Here is a 20,501-nt window from a genome sequence, read left to right on the forward strand (position 1 = left end):
GGGAAGGGATTCGGAAAAAACTCAAATTTGTTTCGTTTGTTTCGGTTCTTCGATCACTCGGTTGATCGGAGGTTGAGAGAATTGATGACTATCCAAAATTCATGGAGGAAAATTTAGAGAAGTACTGATCCCTGCCCCCCACTGTCTGCGACATTTTTGCCACATCCGACCCCCCCATACAGACAGAACGCTGTTTTCCATATTCTCTGACGTAAAAACGGTTTTTTTCCTAAAAACTTGAACCAATGTTCTGGGGGGTCGGATAGGATAAAAGTGTATATGACCGGCTTGCGACACGATCCAAATGAGAAAAAAATCCGCTGCTGAAATTGGTGAATCGCCCGCGTATTATGGCATGGAAATATCTCCTCCGACCCCAGCACGGCTTTGGACCATGAACCCGCTGTGATTATGGCGGGAAAAACTTATCCGGTGTATGTACAGAGTAAACAGGTAGGGGGTTCTCCACACACAACGAATACCTGGGCAAATGATCAGAATGCCCATATGGGGTTAAAAAGAGTGAAGCAGGAGAATTATTTCCCTTTCTTTACGCATTCGGTGATATACGCCCCGGCCTTTGCCGTGCCCGCAGTCCCGCCAAGGTCTTTGGTGACAATGCCGTCCTTGATGCTCTTCTCGATCGCCTTGACGATCGCGTCGGCAGCCTCGTGCTCACCAAGGTGATCGAGCAGGAGCGAGCCGGCCCAGATGGTGGCAATGGGGTTTGCAACGTCCATGCCCTTGTATTTCGGGGCCGAGCCGTGGATAGGCTCGAACATCGAGGTGCCCTTCGGGTTGATGTTGCCGCCCGGGGCGAGGCCGAGGCCGCCCTGGATCATGGCGCCGAGATCGGTGATGATGTCTCCGAACATGTTGGGCGTGACCACGACATCGAACCACTCCGGGTTCTTGACAAACCACATGGTGACCGCGTCTACAAAGTTGAACTCGGTCTTGACCTCGGGGTACTTCTTTGCGGTCTCATTGAACACGTCCCGCCAGAGGCCGTACACATCCGAGAGGACGTTGGCCTTGTCCACTGAGGTGAGTTTCTTGTTCCTCTGCATGGCAAGGTCAAACGCGTAGGTCTGGACCCGGCGGGAACCTTCGCGGGTGATGACGCCTATCTGGTACGCGATCTCTTCTGCATCGCTTGTGACGTCGAGGCCGAACTTCACGCTGTAGAGGTCGCGGACCACGTCAAGCTCGTTCTTCTGGTGTTTCTTGAACCGGGAGCCGATGCCCACGTAGAAGTCCTCGGTATTCTCGCGGACGACAACAAAGTCGATGTCCTTTGGCCCTTTCCCGGCGAGGGGAGTCTCGACCCCGTGGAGGAGTTTTATCGGCCGGAGGTTGACGTACTGGTCGAAGTGGAAGCGGAGTGCGAGAAGGATCCCCTTCTCGAGGATACCGGGTTTCACCCGGTCGTCTCCTATGGAGCCGAAGTAGATTGTCTTGAACTTTTTGAGTTCCTTTAAGTCATCCTCGGTGACCAGTTTCCTGGTTGCAAGATACCGGTCTGCCCCGATATCGAAGTCCGTCCACTGGATGTCGAAGTTGTATTTCTCCCCGGCAGCTTCGAGGACTTTCTTTCCCTCGGATACGATCTCCGGGCCGATCCCGTCTCCGCCGATTGACGCTATCTTGTACATGTCGGTATCTCCTTTATGTTCTTTGCATATTCGACAAGCCCGCCGGCATCGATGATGCCCTGCATGAACTCCGGTACTGGCTCGATGGCAAACTTCTTCCCATCCGCCTCAAGGTACCCCTCCTTGATCTTCAGGACAATCTTTTCCCCATCAGGAATCTTGTCGGCATCCGGGCAGACCACAGGGAGAACCCCCACGTTCACCGAGTTCCGGAAGAAGATCCGGGCAAACGAGCGGGCGATAACGACTTTTACACCGGCCCCGATGAGAGCGAGCGGGGCGTGTTCGCGGGAGGAGCCGCAGCCGAAGTTCCGGCCCCCGACAATGACATCGCCCTCCTTCACGTTCTTTGCAAACTCGTCCCGGGTTCCCTCAAAGGCATGCTTTGCAAGCTCATCCGGGTTGTTGAGGGTGAGGAACCGCCCCGGGATGATGGCATCGGTATCAATATCGTCCCCGAATTTCCATGTCCGCCCGTTTGCCAGGACGGGAGATTTTTCGAGGATCACTTTCTTTACCTGCACGGTTTTCTTTGATGCCATGTCAGACCTCCCGCGGGTCGGTGATCTCGCCCGTGATCGCGCTCGCCGCGGCAGTTGCCGGTGAGCAGAGGTACACTTTGCCCTCCGTGCTACCCTGCCGCCCCTTGAAGTTCCGGTTCGATGTCGAGAGCGAGACCTCGCCGGGGGCAATGAGGCCGAATGCCCCGCCCATGCAGGGTCCGCAGCAGGGAGCTTCCACAAGGGCCCCGGCTTTCACGAACTTCTCGATAAGACCAGCCCTGAGCGTCTTGAGATACTCGTCCCGCGACGCCGGGATGATGATGACCCGGATCTTCGGGTTGAACTTCTTCTTCCCGAGCACCTCGGCAGCCTCTTCGAGGTCCTCAAACCGCCCGTTCGTGCACGAGCCAATGAAAACCTGGTCCACATGGGTGCCGGCAACCTTGCCAACCGGGACACCGGTATCCACGTTGTGGGGAATGGCAACCGTTGGTTCGAGGTCAGAGACATTGTAGGACCGCTTCTCAGCATAGTTTGCGTCCGGGTCGCTGTCCAGGTCGAAGGATTTCATCTTCCGCCGCCCCTTCATGTACTCCCAGGTCACCTTGTCGGGTGCAACAATGCCGGCCTTTGCTCCCATCTCTATTGCCATGTTGCAGAGTGTCATGCGCCCTGCCATGTCCATCTTCGAGATGGTCTTACCGGTGAACTGGATTGCCTTGTAGGTTGCCCCGTCTGCCCCGATATCGGCTGCTATCGAGAGGATCAGGTCCTTTGCCCCTACGCGTTTCTGGAACTTTCCCGATACCTCGGCCCGGATCGTTTCCGGCACTTTGAAGTAGAGGGCGCCGAATTTTAAGGCAAAGCCCATGTCTGTTGACCCGATACCGGTGGCAAATGCCCCGGTGGCACCATACATGCAGGTATGGGAATCCGCTCCGACAACGATATCGCCCGGTGCTGCCCGTCCCTTCTCGATGGTCACCTGGTGGCAGACTCCTTCGTTGATGTCGTAGTTGTGGATGTCCTGCTCCTCGGCAAACTTCCGCATGTAGACCTGGTTGGTTGCAGCTTCGATGGAGTCTGCGGGAATCTGGTGGTCAAAGAGGAGGATGATGCGCTCCGGGTCATAGACTTTTTTCCCGCCCATCTCGTAGAACTTCTGGATGGCAAGCGGGCCGGTGATATCGTGGATCATCGTCCCGTCAAGCGGGGCCATGACCATTTCGCCTGCCCGGACTTCCCTGCCACATTTCCGTGAGAATATCTTCTCTACGATTGTCGCTCCCATGCTTGAATCGCGTACACTATTCGTTCTGTGGGATATTGTTGTTTGGGGGCCTGTTGGTTGCCCTTTATATTCTGGTGCACTTGTGCTCTGTCATATGCCGGGTCTGCAGGAACTATGGACATGACGGTTTTGCACATAATTGGCATTTTTTTGGATAACTGCCAGTATTTTCGCAGTTAAAGTAATCTTTAACCCCCTTTCCATGCAAGATCTCATGACAACCATGATACGAAGACTCTCTCTCTGTATGGTTGCTGTCGCAGTCATTGCGATGGCGCTCGTCGGCTGTGCAGCAGCCGTGGAAGATACCAGTAACGCCAATGTGATCCATGCCACCGGTACCGGCAATATTATCGGCACTCCCGACCGGGCACAGATCACGTTCTCGGTCCAGACCGAGAACGCTGATGTAAAGATCGCCCAGTCTGAAAACGCCCTGAAGATGAACAATGTCATCAACGCCCTCGTCACCTCCGGCATTCCAAGGGATGCCCTCAAGACCACCGGCTACAACATCTACCCGGTGTACGAGGAGAGCAAGTCCATCCTCGAACAGAAAGTGAAGACCTACCGGGTGACCAACACCTTAACCGTAACGCTCCATGATGTGAGCAAGACCGGCGATGTCATCGATGTTGCCGTAGCAAACGGCATCAACCAGGCTGACAGCATCCAGTTCATGCTCTCGGACGAGCAGTCGCAGGTGCTCAGGACCCAGGCTCTCCAGAAAGCCGTCACCCGCGCCAAGGCCGATGCCGACACTGTTGCAGCCGCTATGGGTGTGAACATCACCGGTGTGAAAAATGCTGATATCTCCGGCGGTTACTCCCCGGTACTCTACCAGAACTACCAGTACGACACCGGTGCGGCAATGAAGGCGGCAGCGGTCCCAACCCCCATCCAGCCGGGCGATGTGACGGTCACTGCCTCAGTGACCATCACGTACACCATCCGATGATTTCCTCCCTCAACCATTCACAACTTTTTTACCTGTGCAGCGTGTGATAGTTTCTTTAATCACAGCGTTGCATCCGGAAGTACCGGATTTTAATTCCGTACCAAATTTCGAATACCACTAATTCGCGGATACAATAGGATTGATTTTCAAATGGAACGAAATATCGGCTTTAAAGAGCGAAGATATATCGAAGAGTTGCGCATCCTGACCAAATCCACCGCTCTCGATTGCGTGATCGACGACCGGTTCGACCGGATCATCTACGTGATCCGGCCAGGCGACATGGGGCTGGCCATAGGGAAGAAAGGTGAGAACATCAAGCGCCTCCAGAATGTGCTCGGGAAGCGTATCGAGATGGTGGAGTACGCCGAAGCCCCGGACGCTTTTATTGCCAATATCTTCAAGCCGGCCGAAGTCGTGGGCGTTGACCGCAGCGGGGAAGGGGGGCCGGTGAATGTCCTTGTCCGGCAGCGGAGCGACCTTGGAATTGCCATCGGGAAGGCCGGCTGCAATATCGAGAAAGCGCGCATCCTTTGCCGGCGGTTTTTTGACCTTGAGGTGGGCGAAGTTCTCCTCCCTCAGGTGGCAGCATGACCGCACCGGTCGACCCCCGGGTGATTGGGGATCTCTGGTCGGTCATCTGCGAGCGGGCCGCCCACCCGAATGAGGAATCCTACACCTCGCGTCTTCTGAATGACAAAAAGGGGATCGACAAGGTGCTCGAAAAAGTAGGTGAGGAATCAACCGAGTTCATCCTTGCGGTGAAGAACGGGGTGAACGAACGAACCGTCGAGGAGACCGCGGATCTCCTCTTCCACCTGCTCGTTGCCCTCAGGGCCGCAGGCGTGGACCTTGCCGATGTTCTGCGGGAACTCGAACACCGGCGCAAATAACCGGTAATCCCCCTGTTTTTTTTCATTTATTTTTGCATGAACGTGGTGAGGTCCACCATGGCCGGGAAATTCTCCTGGCTCTGCCCGGCTGCGGCAAGCACCGCTTCGTCCACGAAGATCGGGATATCGCTGCGGAGGGCAAGGGCAATCCCGTCGCTTGGCCGGCAGTCCAGGTACTCTTCGTGCTGATCGCGGGAAAGAACCAGCTGGGCATAGTATACCCCGTCTTCCAGGGAATCGATCTGGAGGAACCGGAAAGTGATGGAGAATTTCCCGCAGAGATCGAGGAAGAGATCGTGGGTGAACGGCCGGGGGGAAACCTCCCGGTTCTTTGCGATGTTGATGGAGATCGCCTCCCAGATGCCGATAAAAATGGGCAGCATTCGGTTGCTGCCATCCGAGAGCACTACCAGGGGCACGGTCGTTGTCTTTCCTGTTGCGACAAATACCCCCTTAACCTCGCACCTGACCTGCGTCATGCCGTGCAGAGAGATTGCTGTCCTTATTGATAAGAGTTCAGGTGGCGGGGCACAACCCCGTAATCATTGACACCGGAATAATCCGGCTATTCAACGGCCTTTTTTGCTTCCCTTCGAACGATGATGATGCTCGAAAGGATGCCAAGGGCGATATTGAAGTAATAGAGGACGATCCGCCAGATCACGACAAAGATGCCGACGATTGACGCCGGGATGAAGAGAGCGTACATCGTAGTCGCCCCGACTTCTGCGATACCCGAACTCCCGGGGGTGAGCGGGATCATCATCAGGATGGCGAGGATGAGCTGGATAACGAAGGATTCGAGGAACAGGGGGGGCTGCCCGAGCCCCATCAGGATGAGGGATGCGGTTACGATCTCCGAGACCCAGTAGAGGAGGGTAAAGAGCATGCCCCAGAGAAGCCCGCCTTTGGAGCTTTTGACAAACTTGACTACTGCTAACTGGAAGTTGTCGATCTCCTTGTCTGCCCGGATGAGAAGTTCCTCAACCCTTGCCTCTTCCCACTTCTTGGTAAAGAAGCGTGCACACCGGGTCACGACCCGTTTTATGATATCCGGCCTCCTGATGGCGAGATAGAAGAGGAAGAGGCAGCCGGCAACGAAGACCCAGGTGACGTAGACCATGATCTCCGAGATGGCGCCGAGACTCTTCCACTGCTCGGTCAGGACGATCATGGCAAACGCGGCAAGGGCTGCAAGGGCGATGCCGTCAAGCACCCGCTCCATGATGACGACTGCTGTTGCGTCTCCGATGGGGACATTGGCTTTGTAGAGCTCGTGGATCCGGACCGGTTCCCCGCCGGTCTGTGCCGGGGTTACGGCAGCGGCGAGCAGGTTGGCAAAGACCAGGTTGAGGCTGTAGAAGAACCCGATCCGGTACCCGAGGGAACCCGACATCTTCTGCACCCGCCACGCCCAGAAACACATGGTGAGGATGTGGGTGAGAAATGCGAGAAGGAGGAACCAGGGATTGATCTTCTGAAGGTATGAGAGGGTATTTTCATTGATGGTGAAGTAGAGGATGATTATCAGGACTGCAAGGGAGAACCCGACAGAAATATAGAGCCATTTGACCTGCGACTTCTCCATGATTTCCTCACACAAAAACGAGGAGACGCTACTCCGGGGTTATTACCTTTACAGATTATTGGGCATAGTATAAACAATTTTATTCCGAAAAAACCGCCGTTTCAGCCCCGCCTTTATCCAAAAAAGGTAATGGGAGTCTACACCGTGAAGATATCCCGGTTGGCAGTGATCGAGAAGAGTCCTGCAGTTACACCGGCATCCAGCCACCCGTGCCCGTAACTGAAACAGGCAAGAGCCTTCTCGGGGTCGCCTTCTGCCCTGTTGAGGGCCCCGTATCCTGAATAGATGCCTGCTATGCACAGCACCTTCCCGGCAAAGGTATGGGCGGGAGTAGTTTTTTCGGGAGCACACCGCACGGATGACCGGGCGGTATCGAGCAACCGGGCATACCGGCCGGTTTTCTCTGCAAGTTTTTCCGACTGCCCGGAAGGGATCTGCCCGAACGGCCCTTCGAATACACAGGGAACTGCATTACTCCTGCAGGTTATGAGACCATACGATATACCAAAATGGAGCCAGCCGGATGCATACCAGAAACTTGCAAGGGCATTGACCGGGTCCCCCCCTGCAGAGAATCCCCGGCCGTCGCTCTCGTAGGATCTGGCCATCAGGAGGATGGCGGCTCCCGCCCGGCCAACCGGGGTATCTTCCGGTCCCGTAACGCGGGAGAGCGAGATGGTCTCTGCAAGGACGGCCTGGCATTCCGCGATCTTCATAATCCCGCAAACATCTCCAGGTATTCCCGCTCCATATCGTGGAGTCCTGCGGGCACAATGAGTATGTGGAGGGGCGGACCGAACTCGGCCGATGCAAGGGTGCTTCCCGTACCGGCCCGGACAATGGGGGTATCCGATCCCGCCCGGGCGATCCCGACATAGAGGGGAATAGTCGTCCCATTCCGGGCAGCCATCTGATCGAGCAGGGCAACTGCTTCCGGAACGGTCATGTACCGCTCGTTCTGGATGTCGAGGTACACGATGGTGTGCAGGTTCTGTGCAAGGTTTTTTGCAACAACCTCAAACGGGGTTGTCGGGAACCAGTTCTTCTGCGGGAAGGGGAGGGAGCAGGATTTGCCGAACCGGTAATTCTGGAGTCCGGAAAGGCCGCAGACGGCACTGGAGATGGAGGCTCCATGGATGATGGCTGTCCTGATCCCCCGGGCTCCTGCCCGCAGACGGAGATCCGCATGGGTTGTGGAAACCATGGGGTCGCCGGCGCACAGGAATGCTACGCTTTCCTTCTCGGCAAGCCGGAGCAGTTCATCGGGATGCTGTTCCACATCTTCCCGATAGAGGGGTTGCACCGGCTTTCCATAGTACTCTTCGAGTTCTTCCCGCGATGATCCTATAAGAAGCGAGGTGTAGCATTCCAGGAAGACGTGATCCGCGTCCCTGATGCACCGGAGGCCTTTCTCCGAGATATCAGTCCTGTCAAAAAGCCCGAGGCCAACAAAGGTCAACATAGTATACCGTAATTCCATTGTTACCGATGATTCCTGTACCGTCCCTGGCACGTTCAGGAAGAAATCCTGGTGATATAATCGACCAGGGATTCAAGGACCCGGGAAACATCGGACCTTTCCGTTGCCGAGATGTAATAGAGCGGGATCTCCCGGGGAAGCGCGAGCGCGTTTCGGATCACGCTCTCGGCTATGACTTTGTGCGGATCTTTCCGGTTTGCAGCAATCACAAACGGGATCCGCTGTTTTGCAACGAGTCCTGCAAGGTATTTTGCACGCGGGAACATGTCCTGATCTGCGGCATCGATCACGATGACGACCCCCATGGCATGCCGGAGCGTGGGCATGATCTGGGGATCGAACTCTGTCTGCCCGGGCGTCCCGTAGAGCGTGATATCGAAGTTTTTCCAGCGCAGCCGCCCGAAATCCATGGTACCGGTGGCGGTCTCTTTAGGTACTCCGGCCCGGGTTGTTTCCTGATCTGCTGCGGATGCATGGGAGACGAAGGTGGTCTTCCCTGAGTGTTCCGGCCCGGTTACGACAATCTTGGGGGTGTAGAGGATGACCTTTCCTTCGCTGACTGAAAAGGGGATTGACCGGACCGGCAGCGGTGCCCAGGAGGTATGGAGGAGGGTAAAGTAACTGAACTGGGGGAGGGGATGGGATGAAGACCGTATTGTCAGGACGAGATCGAACGAGTGTTCATGGATAAACCGGTCCACGAGCGGGGCTCCTTCAAGGTTGAGGTGCTCCAGGATGAGCGTTGTCTTCCTGTCCTGCCGGGCTGATTCCAGGATGCTGAGGCCGGTCTCGAGGCCGAACTCCTCGTACAGGAGATCGAAGTATGCAAAGATAACATCGACCCCGGATTCCCGGCAGACCTTCTGGATCCGGGCTTTCCAGTCACGGGCTTCTGCGTCCCGTGATGCTGCACCTTTCTGGATCCTCTCCCGGTCAATTGCATCGATGAAGGCCAGTTTGTCTGAACTGAGGGCTTTCTGGTCCCCCTGCAGGGTGATTGCATCATGCCGGAACGCATCGACCGTGGTATTGGGCAGGATGACGAGGCAGGTCATACCTTTTTTGAGTGCGGCGGAGAGGGTCGAGATCATGAAGAGCTGGCCGTTGACCCCGGGCTCCATGCTGTAGAGGACCCTGCTGTCCCCGGGGATCCCGCCCCCCAGCATCTCGTCCAGGGCATGCATACCGGTGGGGATCATGGCAGTATGACCACCTGTCCTTTGGTTACCGTGAACTTGAGCCACTCCCCGGTAACTCCCCGTATGCCCATGATCCGTAAGTAGGTGATATTGTTCTCCATCTTCACTTCGATGACACAGTTCATCAGCTGCTTGATTAAGGAGAGGGTCTTCTCGTCAAACGACTCGCTGTTGAGGAGATAGATGCCGACTCCTTCGATCTTCTTGAGTTTTGCTGTCAGGACGTGAAGGAACTGATAGAGCACTTCGAGCCTGCGGTACATGAGGAGGGTCGAGATCGAGTTCACGCAGAACCGGACCGGCGGGGGAAAAAGGCCAGGCTCGCCATCAGAAAAATCTCCTTCGAAGATGGTCTCTATCATGTTGGAGAACTTGATCCCGATACCTGTGAGATCGGTGGGGCTTGAGACAAACATCAGCCGGGTTGTGTCGGCAATGCTCGGGGTTGAGCTCTTGGTGATGGCATCGATCACCCCGACGAACCGCTTGTCGGCCCCGGCAACCTTGAAATAGTCCACCACTTCGGCTGCACGCTCATTGGTGGAAAGGACAATGGAATATTCGCCCTGCAGCGGTTTGATGAGTGCATAGGCAAGCTGATCGGCATAGCTCATCGGGGGGGCAAGGATGAGGATATTTGTCCCCGCCTCAAATCCTCCGCATACGCTATCGATCTGCTCAATTCCTGTCTTATAATTATACATCTATTGCTTGATCATTTCATGAGAATGCTTATAATCTCTCCTATCAGTAAACGCCAGGATCGCGTCGTGATGATCAAGGTATTTTTACTTCGGCAACCTGGTGGGTCACCCTCGCAGATTTAGGTTTCCCGAAATCTATTTATTTAGGCGACCCTAAATCTAATCACATGACCTCCGAGCAGCTGGAAGAATACCTTGAAAGCATTCTGGATATCGAGACCATTGACGGAATTGCCAAGACCTCCGCGATTGCGAAATGCCTGAAAGTTGCACCGGCCAGTGTCACTGAGGCGCTCCAGGTGCTCTCGGAGAAAGGGTTTGTCCATTACGAACCCTACAAGGGTGCAAAGCTGACGGATCTGGGCCGGGAGATGGCGCAGAAGGTCAAACGCCGCCACCGGCTTCTTGAGGTTTTCCTAACGGATGTTCTTCACATCAACCAGGAGAATGTGCATGACGAGGCCTGCAAGATGGAACACACCCTTTCCGACGAGACGGAATGTGCCCTCTGCAAACTGCTCAAAGCCCCGGCCCGGTGCCCCCACGGCAGCCTGATCGAAGCCTGTAACCGCCAGGTCGAGAGCTGCTCTTCCTGTCTTGAGGGAGAAGGAACTGTTTCCTCCTGCACCCGTGATGAACCTCTTCTCCCGGTCACCACCCTTGCGCCCGGCCAGAAAGGTACTATTGCGTTCATCCGTGGAGACAACAGCGTAGTCCAGCGCTTAACCGACCTTGGTCTTACCCTGCACACCGAGATCCAGCTGATCCGGAAAGCTCCCATGCTCGGGCCGGTTGAGATCGCGGTCCGGAAGACAAAACTTGCCATCGACCATGCCATTGCCGATCATATCTTTGTCACGGCCTGTAAGGAGACGACGGGATGAATGGCTGCAACAACTGCAGCGGATGCCAGATCCCGGTATCGCTCCCGGAACGAAAGGAGGAGTATGTTGTAGCTCTTGCAGGGAATGCGAATGTGGGCAAGAGCGCGATGTTCAACCAGCTCACCGGTGTTGACCAGGACATCGGCAACTGGCCGGGCAAGACCGTTGAGCGGGCCGAGGGGCTCCTTCAGTATCGTGGCCAGCGGATCCGGGTGATCGATCTTCCGGGAATTTACTCTATAACTGCCCTGTCCACTGAAGAGCAGGTATCCCGTGAGTTCATCGCCCACGATCACCCTGACGTGGTGGTCAACGTGCTCGATGCCTCTGCCCTTGAGCGGAACCTCTTCTTTACCCTCCAGCTCTCTGAACTCGAAAGTCCCATGATCCTTGCCGTCAACCAGATGGATCTTGCCACAAAAAAGGGCATAGCCATCGATCTCCGGAAACTCTCCGGTCTTCTTGGTATCCCGGTCATCCCTACGATTGCGATCCAGGGAAAAGGTATTGCGGATCTCTCGGATGCGATCCTCTCGGCCATAGTGACCCGGCCAAAACCTCATACCATGCCGTACGGCAAGGAAGTCGAAGACCGGATTCAGAAGATCATGGCCCTCTTCCCCGCAGGTGTCGGGGGCTACCCTCCCCGCTGGACCGCAATCAAACTCCTTGAGTCGGATTCGGACACAATATGGGAGGCAAAGAAACTGGCCCCGGATGCGGTTGCTGCAGCCGGGGCTTTCCGGCAGGAACTGGAGCGGATTCACGGGGAACCTGCTGCTACCGTCATGAGCAGTGAACGGTACCATGTGGCAGAACAGCTGGTAGCGGAAGTGATGGAGATCCGCCCGCAGAATGAGAACGAGCTGTCGCTGACCGAACGGATCGACCGGCTGGCCCTCCACCCGCTGATCGGGTATATCCTCCTGATCATGGTGATAGGCGGTCTCCTTGTCTGGACGTTCATTGTCGGCGCATGGCTGTCAGAACTCCTCACGGCGTTCCTCTCCGGTATCGCCCCGGTCCAGCCGCTGGTAAAGGGCACGGTTGTCGATGTCATCATCAACGGCGCCTGGACCGGATTCGTGGCAGCCCTCACGCTGATCCTCCCTTACGTGATCCCGTTCTATCTCTTCCTTGCGCTCATCGAGGATTCAGGATTTCTCACCCGCTTCTCGCTGATGCTCGACCAGGGGATGCACAAGATGGGCCTGCATGGCAAGGCCATCATCCCGCTTGTCCTTGGCTTCGGGTGCACTGTCCCGGCCTGCCTCTCCTGTCGGATCATCGAGTCGCCCAAGCAGAAGTTCCTTGCAGCATTCTTAGTCACGCTTGTGCCCTGCTCGGCCCGGACCATCGTCATCCTCGGAGTTGTGGCGCTCTTCGTGAATGTCTGGTGGGCGCTGGCCCTCTACCTCTTTGCCTTCATCCTGATCGTTGTCCTTGGACGCCTTGCGTTCCGTCTCCTGCCCGGCGAATCCGTCGGGATGATCATGGAGATGCCCGATTACCATGTTCCTTCTGTACCCATTGTCCTTGGCCAGACCTGGCAGCGGACCAAGTCGCTCATCTGGATCGTCCTTCCTGCCTACATCATCGGCAGCATCGCGATCACGGCTGCGTTTGCTGCGGGCTTCCTTGAACCGATCAATACAATCCTCTCCCCGATTACGGTCATTCTTCTCGGCCTTCCCGTAATGACCGGCGTGGTGTTCGTGTTTGGCATCATCCGGAAAGAGATGACCATCCTCGCCCTTGCAGCGCTCTTTGGCACAACGGTTTTTTCTACCATCATGACACCGGTCCAGCTCATCGTTTTCGGGCTTGTGGCCATGCTGTATGCCCCCTGCATCTCAACGATTCTTGCCCTGGCAAAAGAGTTCAGCTGGAAACAGGCCCTCGCCATTACAGCTCTTGAGACCGCACTTGCCATTGCGTTTGGGGCGATTGCGTTCCGGTTGCTGGGTCTTTTTATGTAGGAATGCGGCTCTTTCGTGAACCCCTTTTTAACCCCCAAGAATTTTTACTTGGACCCCCAATAGTGGGAGTGCGATGATCTACTGGCTTTACGAGCAGATGCTCCTGCGGCAGCTCCATGACCTGCCGGGCCATGTGTGTTTCATGATAAGCGGCGAGGACATGGCGGATGCACCGGATAACCTGTACCGGATTACCCAGTGGTGCACTGAAATCTCCATGGCAGTGGTAAAACAGAATCCCGCCGGGCAGCCTGCAATCCAGGGCATAACGTTCCATATTGCAACCGATTCCCCGGAGACTATGGAGCCCTACCTTGACGAAATCCGGAAAATTGCCACGATCGCCCGACTGGTTCTCCATGTAGGCGACCGGGAGGAGATTTCTGGCTCCGGTATGGATGTGGTCGTTGCCGTTGGCAAGAGCGGGAGGGAGGAGATCGCCGAATGCATCCGGCGGATGGCTCTGGATAAGGTCTCCCCTGAATCGGTGGACGAGAAACTGCTCGAATCCTATCTTACCTTTAAATACACCCCTGATATTGTGGTCAAGAGCGGCGGGGACCACTTAACCGATTTCCTCATCTGGCAGTCGGTTTATTCAGAACTCTTCTTCTCCGATGTGAACTGGAATTTTTTCCGGAAGGTGGATTTCCTCCGGATTTTACGGGATTACCAGTCCCGTATCCGCCGGTTCGGCAGGTAAAAATGGTTATTTTATCCTTATATTCAGCCAGCAGGGCACACTGTTCACCGTCTTCTCCGCAAGGGCGAACTGGTTTTTCAGGGCAAGAGTGAACCGTCTCCGCTCGGGTACCGGAACAATTTTCCTGTCGCGGCACCAGCGGCAAAAGAGCTCGTAGATTTCATCTTTGGGTAGGGTGGCATCGTCCGGCTCTCCTCTTAAGACTTTTTCCGCAATGAATTTTTTTATGGCATCCTCTTTTCCCCGCTTTCCGGCCACTGGCATCTTATGCTTTGCCGGGATCTTTAGTACGGGTGCAGCGACGGGTTTTTGCTCCTGTTTTGTTTGTGACTTGTCGTCGGAAGATTCTGCGGCAGGACCTTTTGCGATCGGGACAGGAAGGATCTTCTTTGCCCGTTTCACGTTCGTTACGGCTGAAGGATCGTCGGCGTTGATAACGGGATGCTGTGGTGTCTTGAGTTCCCGGACCGGTTTGACCGGTGTTTCGGGTGCCCCATCCGGTGCAATCAGGACCGGCACCGGTGCCGGAAGCGACCCAAGTGGCTGCTGTCGCATATCGATGTTGAGAAGATCGGCGAGTGCCTGGTTGCAGACTCCGTTGATATCAGTCTTGTGCGCCCGTGCACTCTCGAGGATATCTGCCCGCACGAGAATGGTTGTCCGGTGCCATACGGGGTTGTTGTCTTGTATGCCAGTCATAATCGCTCAGGAGTTGATCTGTGCGTAGACTGAAATATAGTTCCCGATTAGTCCCGTTCAACCTGATCTGCGGGATCCCTATCCCCGTGCAGAGATCCGCTGGTCGTAGATCCGTATGGCCCGGAGGAGATCGATCTTCCGGAAAAGTGGCCAGTATGGGGCGCAGAAGTATACCGTGGACTCATGACCGTTGGCAAGCCATGGCAGGAAATTGGACGTGCGGCAGTCGTTCCCGGTCCGGATGATCAGGTCAACCGGCGGAATGCCCCTTCCTCCGTGGAGGTGTTCTTCAACGGTGTGGACGTCAATGGTTTTCGGGTCTGCATGGCTTGTTTCAATCTCGCCTAATATCTCTTTTGCAGCAAGGAGGATCTCGTTCCTGCCCCCGTAGGCAAGTGCGATGTTGAGGCAGAAACCATTGTAGTCTTTTGTTGCCTCTTCTGCTGCGTTGACCGCCTCCCGCAGGTCGTCCGGGAGCAGCGAGCGATCCCCGACCATCTGGACGCGGATCTTGTATTTTGTCACCCTCTCATCTCTCAATACGGATGTGAACTTTTCCTTGAAAAGGGTAAAGAGGTGGGCGACTTCCTCTTTGTTCCGGGAGAAATTCTCGGTTGAGAACGTGTACAGGGTGATATGCCGGATCCCGAGATCATGGGCCCAGTCCAGCATCTCCTCGGTCCTGTCTGCCCCGGCCCGGTGCCCGCTCGCCGTATCGAGTCCCGCTTTTTTGGCATACCGGCGGTTCCCGTCCTGGATGATGGCAATATGGTTTGGCACGTGTGTACACTGCATCCGGAGGATTCGCTCGTACAGGGACTCCATCACCGAGCGCAGGATCATACCGGTGTCAGCTCCACGATCATCCCGCCATTCGGGTAGCGTTCGATGACATACTTGTTCCCCTTCACGTCTGTGGACGATTCCGTGAGGATCCACCAGGGGAGTTCAATGCGGTCGCTGAAGACCTCGAAGCTCCCCGGTTCGAGTTCCCGTTTGAGGATCTCTGCGGATGCGTCCCCATCCTCGCCGAATTCCAGAACCCCGTAGACGATGGTCCCGTCCTCGGTGATTTCATCGAAGGGGCGGGCGGTGTTCTCCGCGATCCTCTTCAAGCGTTCGCGGAGCTGGACCGAATCCTTGAATGCGGAAGAGCACCAGTGGACTTTCTCGTGCCGGCATAACTCCTCTGCCCAGCCTTTGGCTCCTTCAATGGCATTGTGCAGGTTGTCGGCAAGCTCGTATCCCCGCTCGCGCATGGCATAGGCATTGGTATCCCCCCATTCGAGCTCGTTGATGTTGAGGAAGTCCAGGTACGGCAGTGCCGCTGCAAGGTGTTCGAGCCCGGGGAGGGCCGGCACCTCGATCCCGATATCAAATCCCATGGCTTTTGCGTGCTGTGCCGAGATGATATAGTCGGTTTCGGCTATCTTTTCCCAGCACTCCTGCGGCGGGTGGAGCCGGATCTCGTCCACGAGTCCCTGCATAGCCGCCAGCTCTTCATCGGTCGGGGCTTTTCCTGTGTAGAGGTGGATCTGGTGTTCCGGCCCGAAATGCTCCTTGAGCAGCCGGCAGTAGGCGGTCACCTTGTCGAGGCAGAGGAGCGGCTCCCCCCCGGTAACGCCGGTGCCGAGCGCACTCATGTTCTCCGCCTCTTCGATTATCTGGCTTGGGATGTCGACAGGGCGATCATTTGCATATACCGTATCGGTACCTTTTCGTTCGCTGGAGAGTGGGCAGTACCAGCAGGTGCGGTGGCATCGTCCCGTAACAAAGAGAACCAGTTTTGCGCCCTGGTGGCAGAGGATACAACCGCGGGAAAGTGTCATTCTTGTGCTCCCCGGTCGCGGAGGAACCGGACCGGTTTTAAAAGTAATCGTACTATTATGTCCTGTGGCTTCAAAACCCTTCTGCGAAGTCTCCACCGTACGTGGCGGCTTAAGCAGGACCGGAAACCCATGGGTGTTTTTATGGTTTTGACCGGGTAAAAATATGCATGATTGCTGAAATAATCCGTGAAAAGAAGCCGGGGGATGAGGGCGCTTTCTCCTGTGTTGTGCTCTTTCTCACGTCCCGGCTCTTTGGAGGCTCTGGTGTTTTCTCTTTGTGCACGGTGCTGGTAGTTTTAGTTTTTTGCTCTGTCCTGATCGAACGAGTGCCCTGTTCTTCCCTGGTCACGGGTGATGGCTGCACAACCGGTTCCTGAGTCTGGGTCGGCACCTTTTGCATTGGAAGATGCAAACTGCCATGATCCTCCTGCGGGAGGACCGGGAACTGCACCGGAAGTGCAGACTCCACGGTATTAATCGGTACGGGATCCCGCTCGTCTCCAGACTGATGTTCCGAACGGGTTATTGCAGGCGGATTGTTGAAGGTTGTTGTCTCGTTACTACGAGCGGCATCCGCTGATCCGGAATCGCCCGGTTCTCGTACCGGGATGGAATGGGATTCCAGGACAGCGGAAAGTATTGTGCCAGCAGTGGTATCCCGTTCTGGACTCATGGGAGTGAGGTTGTTAAAAGAATGATCCGGACCACCTTTATCCGCCCCTTCCGGACTTCCCATACCAAGCCGGCACTCCATGAGTGCCGGTGCAGTTGTTTTAGTCTCAACGGGAATGCTGCCAGCAACCTCCTGTTTCTCCCTTGTTGCTGGCGGTGTCCGCTGCTCCTCCGGTATGACCCTCTGGGATACGTGGCCCACCTCCCCGGAGGGTTCTCCTCGTGACACTTCAGGATTGATCTCTGCCAATGTGATCTCCCGTTCAGCAACAGGAGTTACCAGGGAGTTCCCCCGCAGTGCGATCTCTTCGGCCAGGATCGAATTTTCCTGTATGCGGGAGTGTATCATCTCAATCGTTCGCTCGATCTCCCCAACCGGTGTATCCCTTCGTTCCGTGCCGAGCTGCTGCTGGAGGTTGGCAATAAGGCCATGATCCACCTCGATTGTTGCCATGAGTCGCGTATATTCCTCAATCTCTTCCGTATCGAGTCCTGCATGTCTCCAGAGCTCAAGGTTTTTCCGGCAGGTCTCCTTGCGCGAGAGAACCTTTGCAATGGTCTCCAGGAGATCTCTCGGGCTGACCGGCTTTGTTATATAATCATCGATATGCGGGTGCGGTGTCTCGGCTTCGAAGGGACTGATCTTTTTTGCCGAGAACATGATGACCGGGATGAAGCGGGTTACCGGGTTCTCCCGGATATGCAGCAGCGTCTCCCAGCCATCCATGGGTTCCATGAGAATATCGAGAATGATGATATCCGGACTCTCTTTTTTCAGGAGTTCAAGACACATCTCGCCTCCGGAAGCGACGATCGTCCGGTAATTCTTTTTTAAGAGAGATGCAAGGCCCTCGGTGATGAAACTGCTGTCATCAACAACAAGAACGGTCTGGGTCAATTGGATCTCTCGTATCTGGTGATCATTATTCCTGAAGGGGTGTTGGTTCCGGGCCGGCGGGATTGAGTTTTTGCAATACCGGCTGTCCGCTCGATAAAACGGATTTTTGTAGTATTTCCATGATGCAAATCTTCGCAGGTATCCGTGAACGCGCGCTCTAGAAGCAGTGTTATCGTGCCTTGTATTAATACCCCTGATAAATCCGCGGGTCCGGCGATATCGCATTCCTGTTGGTATCGTCATTCCCCGCAAATTCAATGCCGCTTCTTGAGGAGAATGTACGACTATCTTTATAAACCAAGCCATACACGGAGTACTGGAATATGAGGGATCCAGCTGCACAAAAAAGAACTGACCTTGCCCTGTCGGAGGTTATCGGGTTTGTGCTGATAATAGCCCTGATTGTGATTGTCGCGTCCCTCTATCTCACCTACGGTGTCCCGGCGCAGGGGCGTGAGAATGAGATCCTCCACATGACCGAGGTCAAAGACGAGTTTGTCTCCTATAAACTCAGTCTCGACTCGCTGTTCAACAACAACAAAGTCGGAACTTCGGTGAGCAATTCTTTTAATCCCGGCACGACCGGTGGATATTCGCAGGGAATGATGGGCTTCATTCCCATTATGAGCCCGGTGGGATCGTCTGGGCTTATCACCATCAATGATCCGGTTCACAATGAGGTTCTTACCATTCAATCGCAGTCCCTTATTGTCGATCCTTCCAATCGCACCGTTACTGAACTGCCATCAACAGGAACTCCGCAGAGAATTATGAACCGTCCCCAGAATCTCTATGTAAATATCTCCGTCAGTGCGGGAACTGACCTGACCTCAACGAGGTACGGGACCCAGGTGAGCGGAACCGGGTGGAAAGCCGTGGTGAATCTTACTCCCCGTCTGACAAATTCCCCGACAATAGCCAACCAGTCTTCAAGTACCTGCCCTCAGGGAACGCAGTTGACCGGGACGAGCGGAACTGGATCCGGCATGTTATACTATTGCATGAATCCTGTAGGGGGACTTGTTTATAATGGAACTGACATTGGCGTTACGGTGATCAAAGGCAGCAGCACCACCCTTCAGGATCTTCCCGTTTTCAGGACAATCTCCCCCGGTAGAACATACACGGTTGACCTGATGGATCCTGCCTATGGCCTGGAATCTGTCATGATTTATCCCGATAACCTCTCACTTTCCAATACGTATACCTCGACGGGTATATCCGGTAGCGGGAATGCCACGTATGGCTACCGTGAGATGACCTACAATATGCCTCCGGTTGCACTTGGATCCCTTGAGTACCAGGCTCAGAACAGTTACTGGATCCCCCAGACCTATTATTACCAGATGGGGGGGGTGTTCCTTGCCCAGTATGACGGGAATGTCACCTGGAAACTCCCCCCGGCAATCAGTATTTCAAATGATACGGTCGATAACACCATCAAGGTTCTCAACATCAATGTCCTTGCTTTTGAGAGTAGTGCCAGCGGCAAGATTGGCGGCAACAGCCCGGTCCAGATCAAGACCACCCTCAACCGTATGTCGCAACTACCCTACGCCTCCGTCAGCCCTGGGAATGGCAACACAAAATCGATCCGGCTTGCGCTGAACACAACCGACAACCAGTCCCGAACCCTGTGGCAGAATTATTTCAACTATATGGTAAAAACGAACGCTGTTTCCGGCACGATTGCCGGTACTGTAGGAAATGAGACCTATATTGTCATCAACAGCGCTGACCCGAACCGGTATGGCATCAATGTTGTTGCCTGGAATGCTTCCTATACTCCCTCGGTCCAGGGCGTAGGCGGGATTGCCCAGTGACCCGGTGGAGGGAGGGTGATTCCGGCGTATCCGATACCCTGGGGGCTGTTATCCTCGTAGCCGTTGTGGGTCTGGCAGTATCCCTTGTCGGTCTCGCCATCGTATCCCCGCCGTCTCCCCAGAACCCAGCGGTATCGGCAGAACTCATAACCTTCGGGAATACCATTCAGCTGCGTCACAATGGTGGCGATCCTCTTATGAGGAATGATCTGAAGATTCTTGTGGATGGTGCCGACCTCACCGGCTCGTTTCTCAAGGGGGATGGTGGTACCTGGTCGGTCTGGTCCATAGGAGACACCCTGACGTACAACGTTCCTGTTGGGCAATCCCGTCCAAAGAACATTCAGCTTGTATATACAGGAGTGCCGTCGGGAAGTGTCCTCCAGTCGTGGGTTGTTCCATAATCCGGATCGGGTTCTGTATCCCTCATACCCACCAATCCCCTCCGTTTGTCACAGTCATATCTATCCTCTTCGGCATGCATGACGGTCTCCTTTCCCGTGCAATTTACTGGCATTTCCGCCGGGCCGTTTTTCTACGATCTTGCATCTGTTTGTTTATTGGATGCGGGAAGTGCCGGGCCACCCTTTAAGGTCTCCATTTCTCCTGGGGGTGGGGCAGCACAATCTGAAAAACTGATGGTGATGGGGTTTCTCCCGGGTTCAACGGTATGATCCCGGTGTGGGGATTCATTACGCCCTGGTTTTACCTTTTGATCCCCTCCACAACAGTTAAGAATTGCT

21 protein-coding genes are annotated in these 20,501 nt (G+C 55.1%); 8 read left to right on the forward strand and 13 right to left on the reverse strand.

Annotation, left to right across the window (positions count from 1 at the left end; translation table 11 throughout):
- Window positions 1-536: 536 nt before the first annotated feature.
- Genes WC598_RS10655 through WC598_RS10665 form a run of 3 tightly spaced genes read right to left on the reverse strand, consistent with a single transcriptional unit; the run spans window position 537 to window position 3,449 of the window.
- Window positions 537-1,655, reverse strand: a complete 1,119-nt coding sequence (locus WC598_RS10655) for an isocitrate/isopropylmalate dehydrogenase family protein (protein WP_372961478.1) — start codon at window positions 1,653-1,655, stop codon at window positions 537-539.
- The gene (locus WC598_RS10660) at window positions 1,643-2,197 is read right to left on the reverse strand and encodes a 3-isopropylmalate dehydratase small subunit (protein WP_372961479.1); all 555 of its coding nucleotides are present in this window, start codon (window positions 2,195-2,197) and stop codon (window positions 1,643-1,645) included. Before WC598_RS10660 ends, WC598_RS10655 begins: the two co-directional genes overlap by 13 nt.
- Window position 2,198: 1 nt before the next feature.
- Window positions 2,199-3,449: a 3-isopropylmalate dehydratase large subunit gene (locus WC598_RS10665; RefSeq protein WP_372961480.1), complete on the reverse strand. Its 1,251-nt coding sequence runs from the start codon at window positions 3,447-3,449 to the stop codon at window positions 2,199-2,201.
- 202 nt (window positions 3,450-3,651) lie between these two features.
- Between WC598_RS10665 and WC598_RS10670 the strand changes: the two genes are divergently transcribed.
- The 3 genes from WC598_RS10670 to hisE all read left to right on the forward strand — a co-directional run bounded on the left by WC598_RS10670 (window position 3,652) and on the right by hisE (window position 5,300).
- Window positions 3,652-4,407: an SIMPL domain-containing protein gene (locus WC598_RS10670; RefSeq protein ID WP_372961481.1), complete on the forward strand. Its 756-nt coding sequence runs from the start codon at window positions 3,652-3,654 to the stop codon at window positions 4,405-4,407.
- Window positions 4,408-4,557: 150 nt separating this feature from the next.
- Complete coding sequence (locus tag WC598_RS10675; protein ID WP_372961482.1) at window positions 4,558-5,001, forward strand: NusA-like transcription termination signal-binding factor; 444 nt, start codon at window positions 4,558-4,560, stop codon at window positions 4,999-5,001.
- Entirely contained in the window at window positions 4,998-5,300 is a 303-nt protein-coding gene (hisE, locus tag WC598_RS10680; RefSeq protein ID WP_372961483.1) for a phosphoribosyl-ATP diphosphatase, read from the forward strand. Before WC598_RS10675 ends, hisE begins: the two co-directional genes overlap by 4 nt.
- Window positions 5,301-5,326: 26 nt before the next feature.
- On the opposite strand, the gene WC598_RS10685 is transcribed toward hisE, so the two are convergent.
- The 6 genes from WC598_RS10685 to WC598_RS10710 all read right to left on the reverse strand — a co-directional run bounded on the left by WC598_RS10685 (window position 5,327) and on the right by WC598_RS10710 (window position 10,271).
- Window positions 5,327-5,779, reverse strand: a complete 453-nt coding sequence (locus WC598_RS10685; protein WP_372961484.1) for a bifunctional nuclease family protein — start codon at window positions 5,777-5,779, stop codon at window positions 5,327-5,329.
- Window positions 5,780-5,865: 86 nt separating this feature from the next.
- Window positions 5,866-6,888 (reverse strand): YbhN family protein, encoded by a 1,023-nt coding sequence (locus tag WC598_RS10690; RefSeq protein WP_372961485.1) that lies wholly within the window; start codon window positions 6,886-6,888, stop codon window positions 5,866-5,868.
- A gap of 137 nt (window positions 6,889-7,025) precedes the next feature.
- Window positions 7,026-7,604: a DUF357 domain-containing protein gene (locus tag WC598_RS10695; RefSeq protein WP_372961486.1), complete on the reverse strand. Its 579-nt coding sequence runs from the start codon at window positions 7,602-7,604 to the stop codon at window positions 7,026-7,028.
- Entirely contained in the window at window positions 7,601-8,350 is a 750-nt protein-coding gene (dph5, locus tag WC598_RS10700; protein ID WP_372961487.1) for a diphthine synthase, read from the reverse strand. The genes WC598_RS10695 and dph5 overlap by 4 nt, the downstream gene beginning before the upstream one ends.
- A 53-nt stretch (window positions 8,351-8,403) precedes the next feature.
- Window positions 8,404-9,567, reverse strand: a complete 1,164-nt coding sequence (locus WC598_RS10705) for a GTP-binding protein (protein WP_372961488.1) — start codon at window positions 9,565-9,567, stop codon at window positions 8,404-8,406.
- On the reverse strand, window positions 9,564-10,271 hold the full coding sequence (locus tag WC598_RS10710) for an RAD55 family ATPase (protein WP_372961489.1): 708 nt from the start codon (window positions 10,269-10,271) through the stop codon (window positions 9,564-9,566). Before WC598_RS10710 ends, WC598_RS10705 begins: the two co-directional genes overlap by 4 nt.
- 167 nt (window positions 10,272-10,438) lie before the next feature.
- Here WC598_RS10710 and WC598_RS10715 point away from each other — a divergent pair, with 167 nt between their 5' ends.
- From WC598_RS10715 to WC598_RS10725, 3 genes are all read left to right on the forward strand, one after another.
- On the forward strand, window positions 10,439-11,155 hold the full coding sequence (locus WC598_RS10715) for a DtxR family transcriptional regulator (RefSeq protein ID WP_372961490.1): 717 nt from the start codon (window positions 10,439-10,441) through the stop codon (window positions 11,153-11,155).
- Window positions 11,152-13,134, forward strand: coding sequence for a ferrous iron transport protein B (gene feoB, locus WC598_RS10720; protein ID WP_372961491.1), 1,983 nt, complete (start codon window positions 11,152-11,154; stop codon window positions 13,132-13,134). Before WC598_RS10715 ends, feoB begins: the two co-directional genes overlap by 4 nt.
- Window positions 13,135-13,207: 73 nt before the next feature.
- Window positions 13,208-13,837 carry an undecaprenyl diphosphate synthase family protein gene (locus WC598_RS10725; protein WP_372961492.1) on the forward strand — a complete coding sequence of 210 codons (630 nt, stop codon included), beginning with the start codon at window positions 13,208-13,210 and terminating at the stop codon, window positions 13,835-13,837.
- 6 nt (window positions 13,838-13,843) lie between these two features.
- On the opposite strand, the gene WC598_RS10730 is transcribed toward WC598_RS10725, so the two are convergent.
- The 4 genes from WC598_RS10730 to WC598_RS10745 form a co-directional block, all read right to left on the reverse strand.
- Window positions 13,844-14,536, reverse strand: a complete 693-nt coding sequence (locus WC598_RS10730) for a hypothetical protein (protein WP_372961493.1) — start codon at window positions 14,534-14,536, stop codon at window positions 13,844-13,846.
- Window positions 14,537-14,614: 78 nt separating this feature from the next.
- Window positions 14,615-15,379 (reverse strand): polyprenyl diphosphate synthase, encoded by a 765-nt coding sequence (uppS, locus tag WC598_RS10735; protein ID WP_372961494.1) that lies wholly within the window; start codon window positions 15,377-15,379, stop codon window positions 14,615-14,617.
- A complete protein-coding gene (locus tag WC598_RS10740; RefSeq protein ID WP_372961495.1) occupies window positions 15,376-16,365 on the reverse strand; it encodes a radical SAM protein in 990 nt (329 codons plus the stop codon). The genes uppS and WC598_RS10740 overlap by 4 nt, the downstream gene beginning before the upstream one ends.
- A gap of 139 nt (window positions 16,366-16,504) precedes the next feature.
- Entirely contained in the window at window positions 16,505-17,935 is a 1,431-nt protein-coding gene (locus tag WC598_RS10745; RefSeq protein ID WP_372961496.1) for a two-component system response regulator, read from the reverse strand.
- Window positions 17,936-18,258: 323 nt separating this feature from the next.
- Here WC598_RS10745 and WC598_RS10750 point away from each other — a divergent pair, with 323 nt between their 5' ends.
- A complete protein-coding gene (locus WC598_RS10750; RefSeq protein WP_372961497.1) occupies window positions 18,259-19,758 on the forward strand; it encodes a hypothetical protein in 1,500 nt (499 codons plus the stop codon).
- Window positions 19,755-20,162 carry a type IV pilin N-terminal domain-containing protein gene (locus WC598_RS10755; protein ID WP_372961498.1) on the forward strand — a complete coding sequence of 136 codons (408 nt, stop codon included), beginning with the start codon at window positions 19,755-19,757 and terminating at the stop codon, window positions 20,160-20,162. Before WC598_RS10750 ends, WC598_RS10755 begins: the two co-directional genes overlap by 4 nt.
- Window positions 20,163-20,501 lie beyond the last annotated feature (339 nt).

This window comes from Methanoregula sp., from assembly GCF_041645475.1.
GTDB lineage: Archaea > Halobacteriota > Methanomicrobia > Methanomicrobiales > Methanospirillaceae > Methanoregula.

Bases quoted from the DNA above. Each gene is read 5' to 3' on its own strand.
- WC598_RS10655 (WP_372961478.1), bottom strand. From the start codon at position 1,655: ATGTACAAGATAGCGTCAATCGGCGGAGACGGGATCGGCCCGGAGATC.
- WC598_RS10660 (WP_372961479.1), bottom strand. From the start codon at position 2,197: ATGGCATCAAAGAAAACCGTGCAGGTAAAGAAAGTGATCCTCGAAAAA.
- WC598_RS10665 (WP_372961480.1), bottom strand. From the start codon at position 3,449: ATGGGAGCGACAATCGTAGAGAAGATATTCTCACGGAAATGTGGCAGG.
- WC598_RS10670 (WP_372961481.1), top strand. From the start codon at position 3,652: ATGCAAGATCTCATGACAACCATGATACGAAGACTCTCTCTCTGTATG.
- WC598_RS10675 (WP_372961482.1), top strand. From the start codon at position 4,558: ATGGAACGAAATATCGGCTTTAAAGAGCGAAGATATATCGAAGAGTTG.
- hisE (WP_372961483.1), top strand. From the start codon at position 4,998: ATGACCGCACCGGTCGACCCCCGGGTGATTGGGGATCTCTGGTCGGTC.
- WC598_RS10685 (WP_372961484.1), bottom strand. From the start codon at position 5,779: ATGACGCAGGTCAGGTGCGAGGTTAAGGGGGTATTTGTCGCAACAGGA.
- WC598_RS10690 (WP_372961485.1), bottom strand. From the start codon at position 6,888: ATGGAGAAGTCGCAGGTCAAATGGCTCTATATTTCTGTCGGGTTCTCC.
- WC598_RS10695 (WP_372961486.1), bottom strand. From the start codon at position 7,604: ATGAAGATCGCGGAATGCCAGGCCGTCCTTGCAGAGACCATCTCGCTC.
- dph5 (WP_372961487.1), bottom strand. From the start codon at position 8,350: ATGTTGACCTTTGTTGGCCTCGGGCTTTTTGACAGGACTGATATCTCG.
- WC598_RS10705 (WP_372961488.1), bottom strand. From the start codon at position 9,567: ATGATCCCCACCGGTATGCATGCCCTGGACGAGATGCTGGGGGGCGGG.
- WC598_RS10710 (WP_372961489.1), bottom strand. From the start codon at position 10,271: ATGTATAATTATAAGACAGGAATTGAGCAGATCGATAGCGTATGCGGA.
- WC598_RS10715 (WP_372961490.1), top strand. From the start codon at position 10,439: ATGACCTCCGAGCAGCTGGAAGAATACCTTGAAAGCATTCTGGATATC.
- feoB (WP_372961491.1), top strand. From the start codon at position 11,152: ATGAATGGCTGCAACAACTGCAGCGGATGCCAGATCCCGGTATCGCTC.
- WC598_RS10725 (WP_372961492.1), top strand. From the start codon at position 13,208: ATGATCTACTGGCTTTACGAGCAGATGCTCCTGCGGCAGCTCCATGAC.
- WC598_RS10730 (WP_372961493.1), bottom strand. From the start codon at position 14,536: ATGACTGGCATACAAGACAACAACCCCGTATGGCACCGGACAACCATT.
- uppS (WP_372961494.1), bottom strand. From the start codon at position 15,379: ATGATCCTGCGCTCGGTGATGGAGTCCCTGTACGAGCGAATCCTCCGG.
- WC598_RS10740 (WP_372961495.1), bottom strand. From the start codon at position 16,365: ATGACACTTTCCCGCGGTTGTATCCTCTGCCACCAGGGCGCAAAACTG.
- WC598_RS10750 (WP_372961497.1), top strand. From the start codon at position 18,259: ATGAGGGATCCAGCTGCACAAAAAAGAACTGACCTTGCCCTGTCGGAG.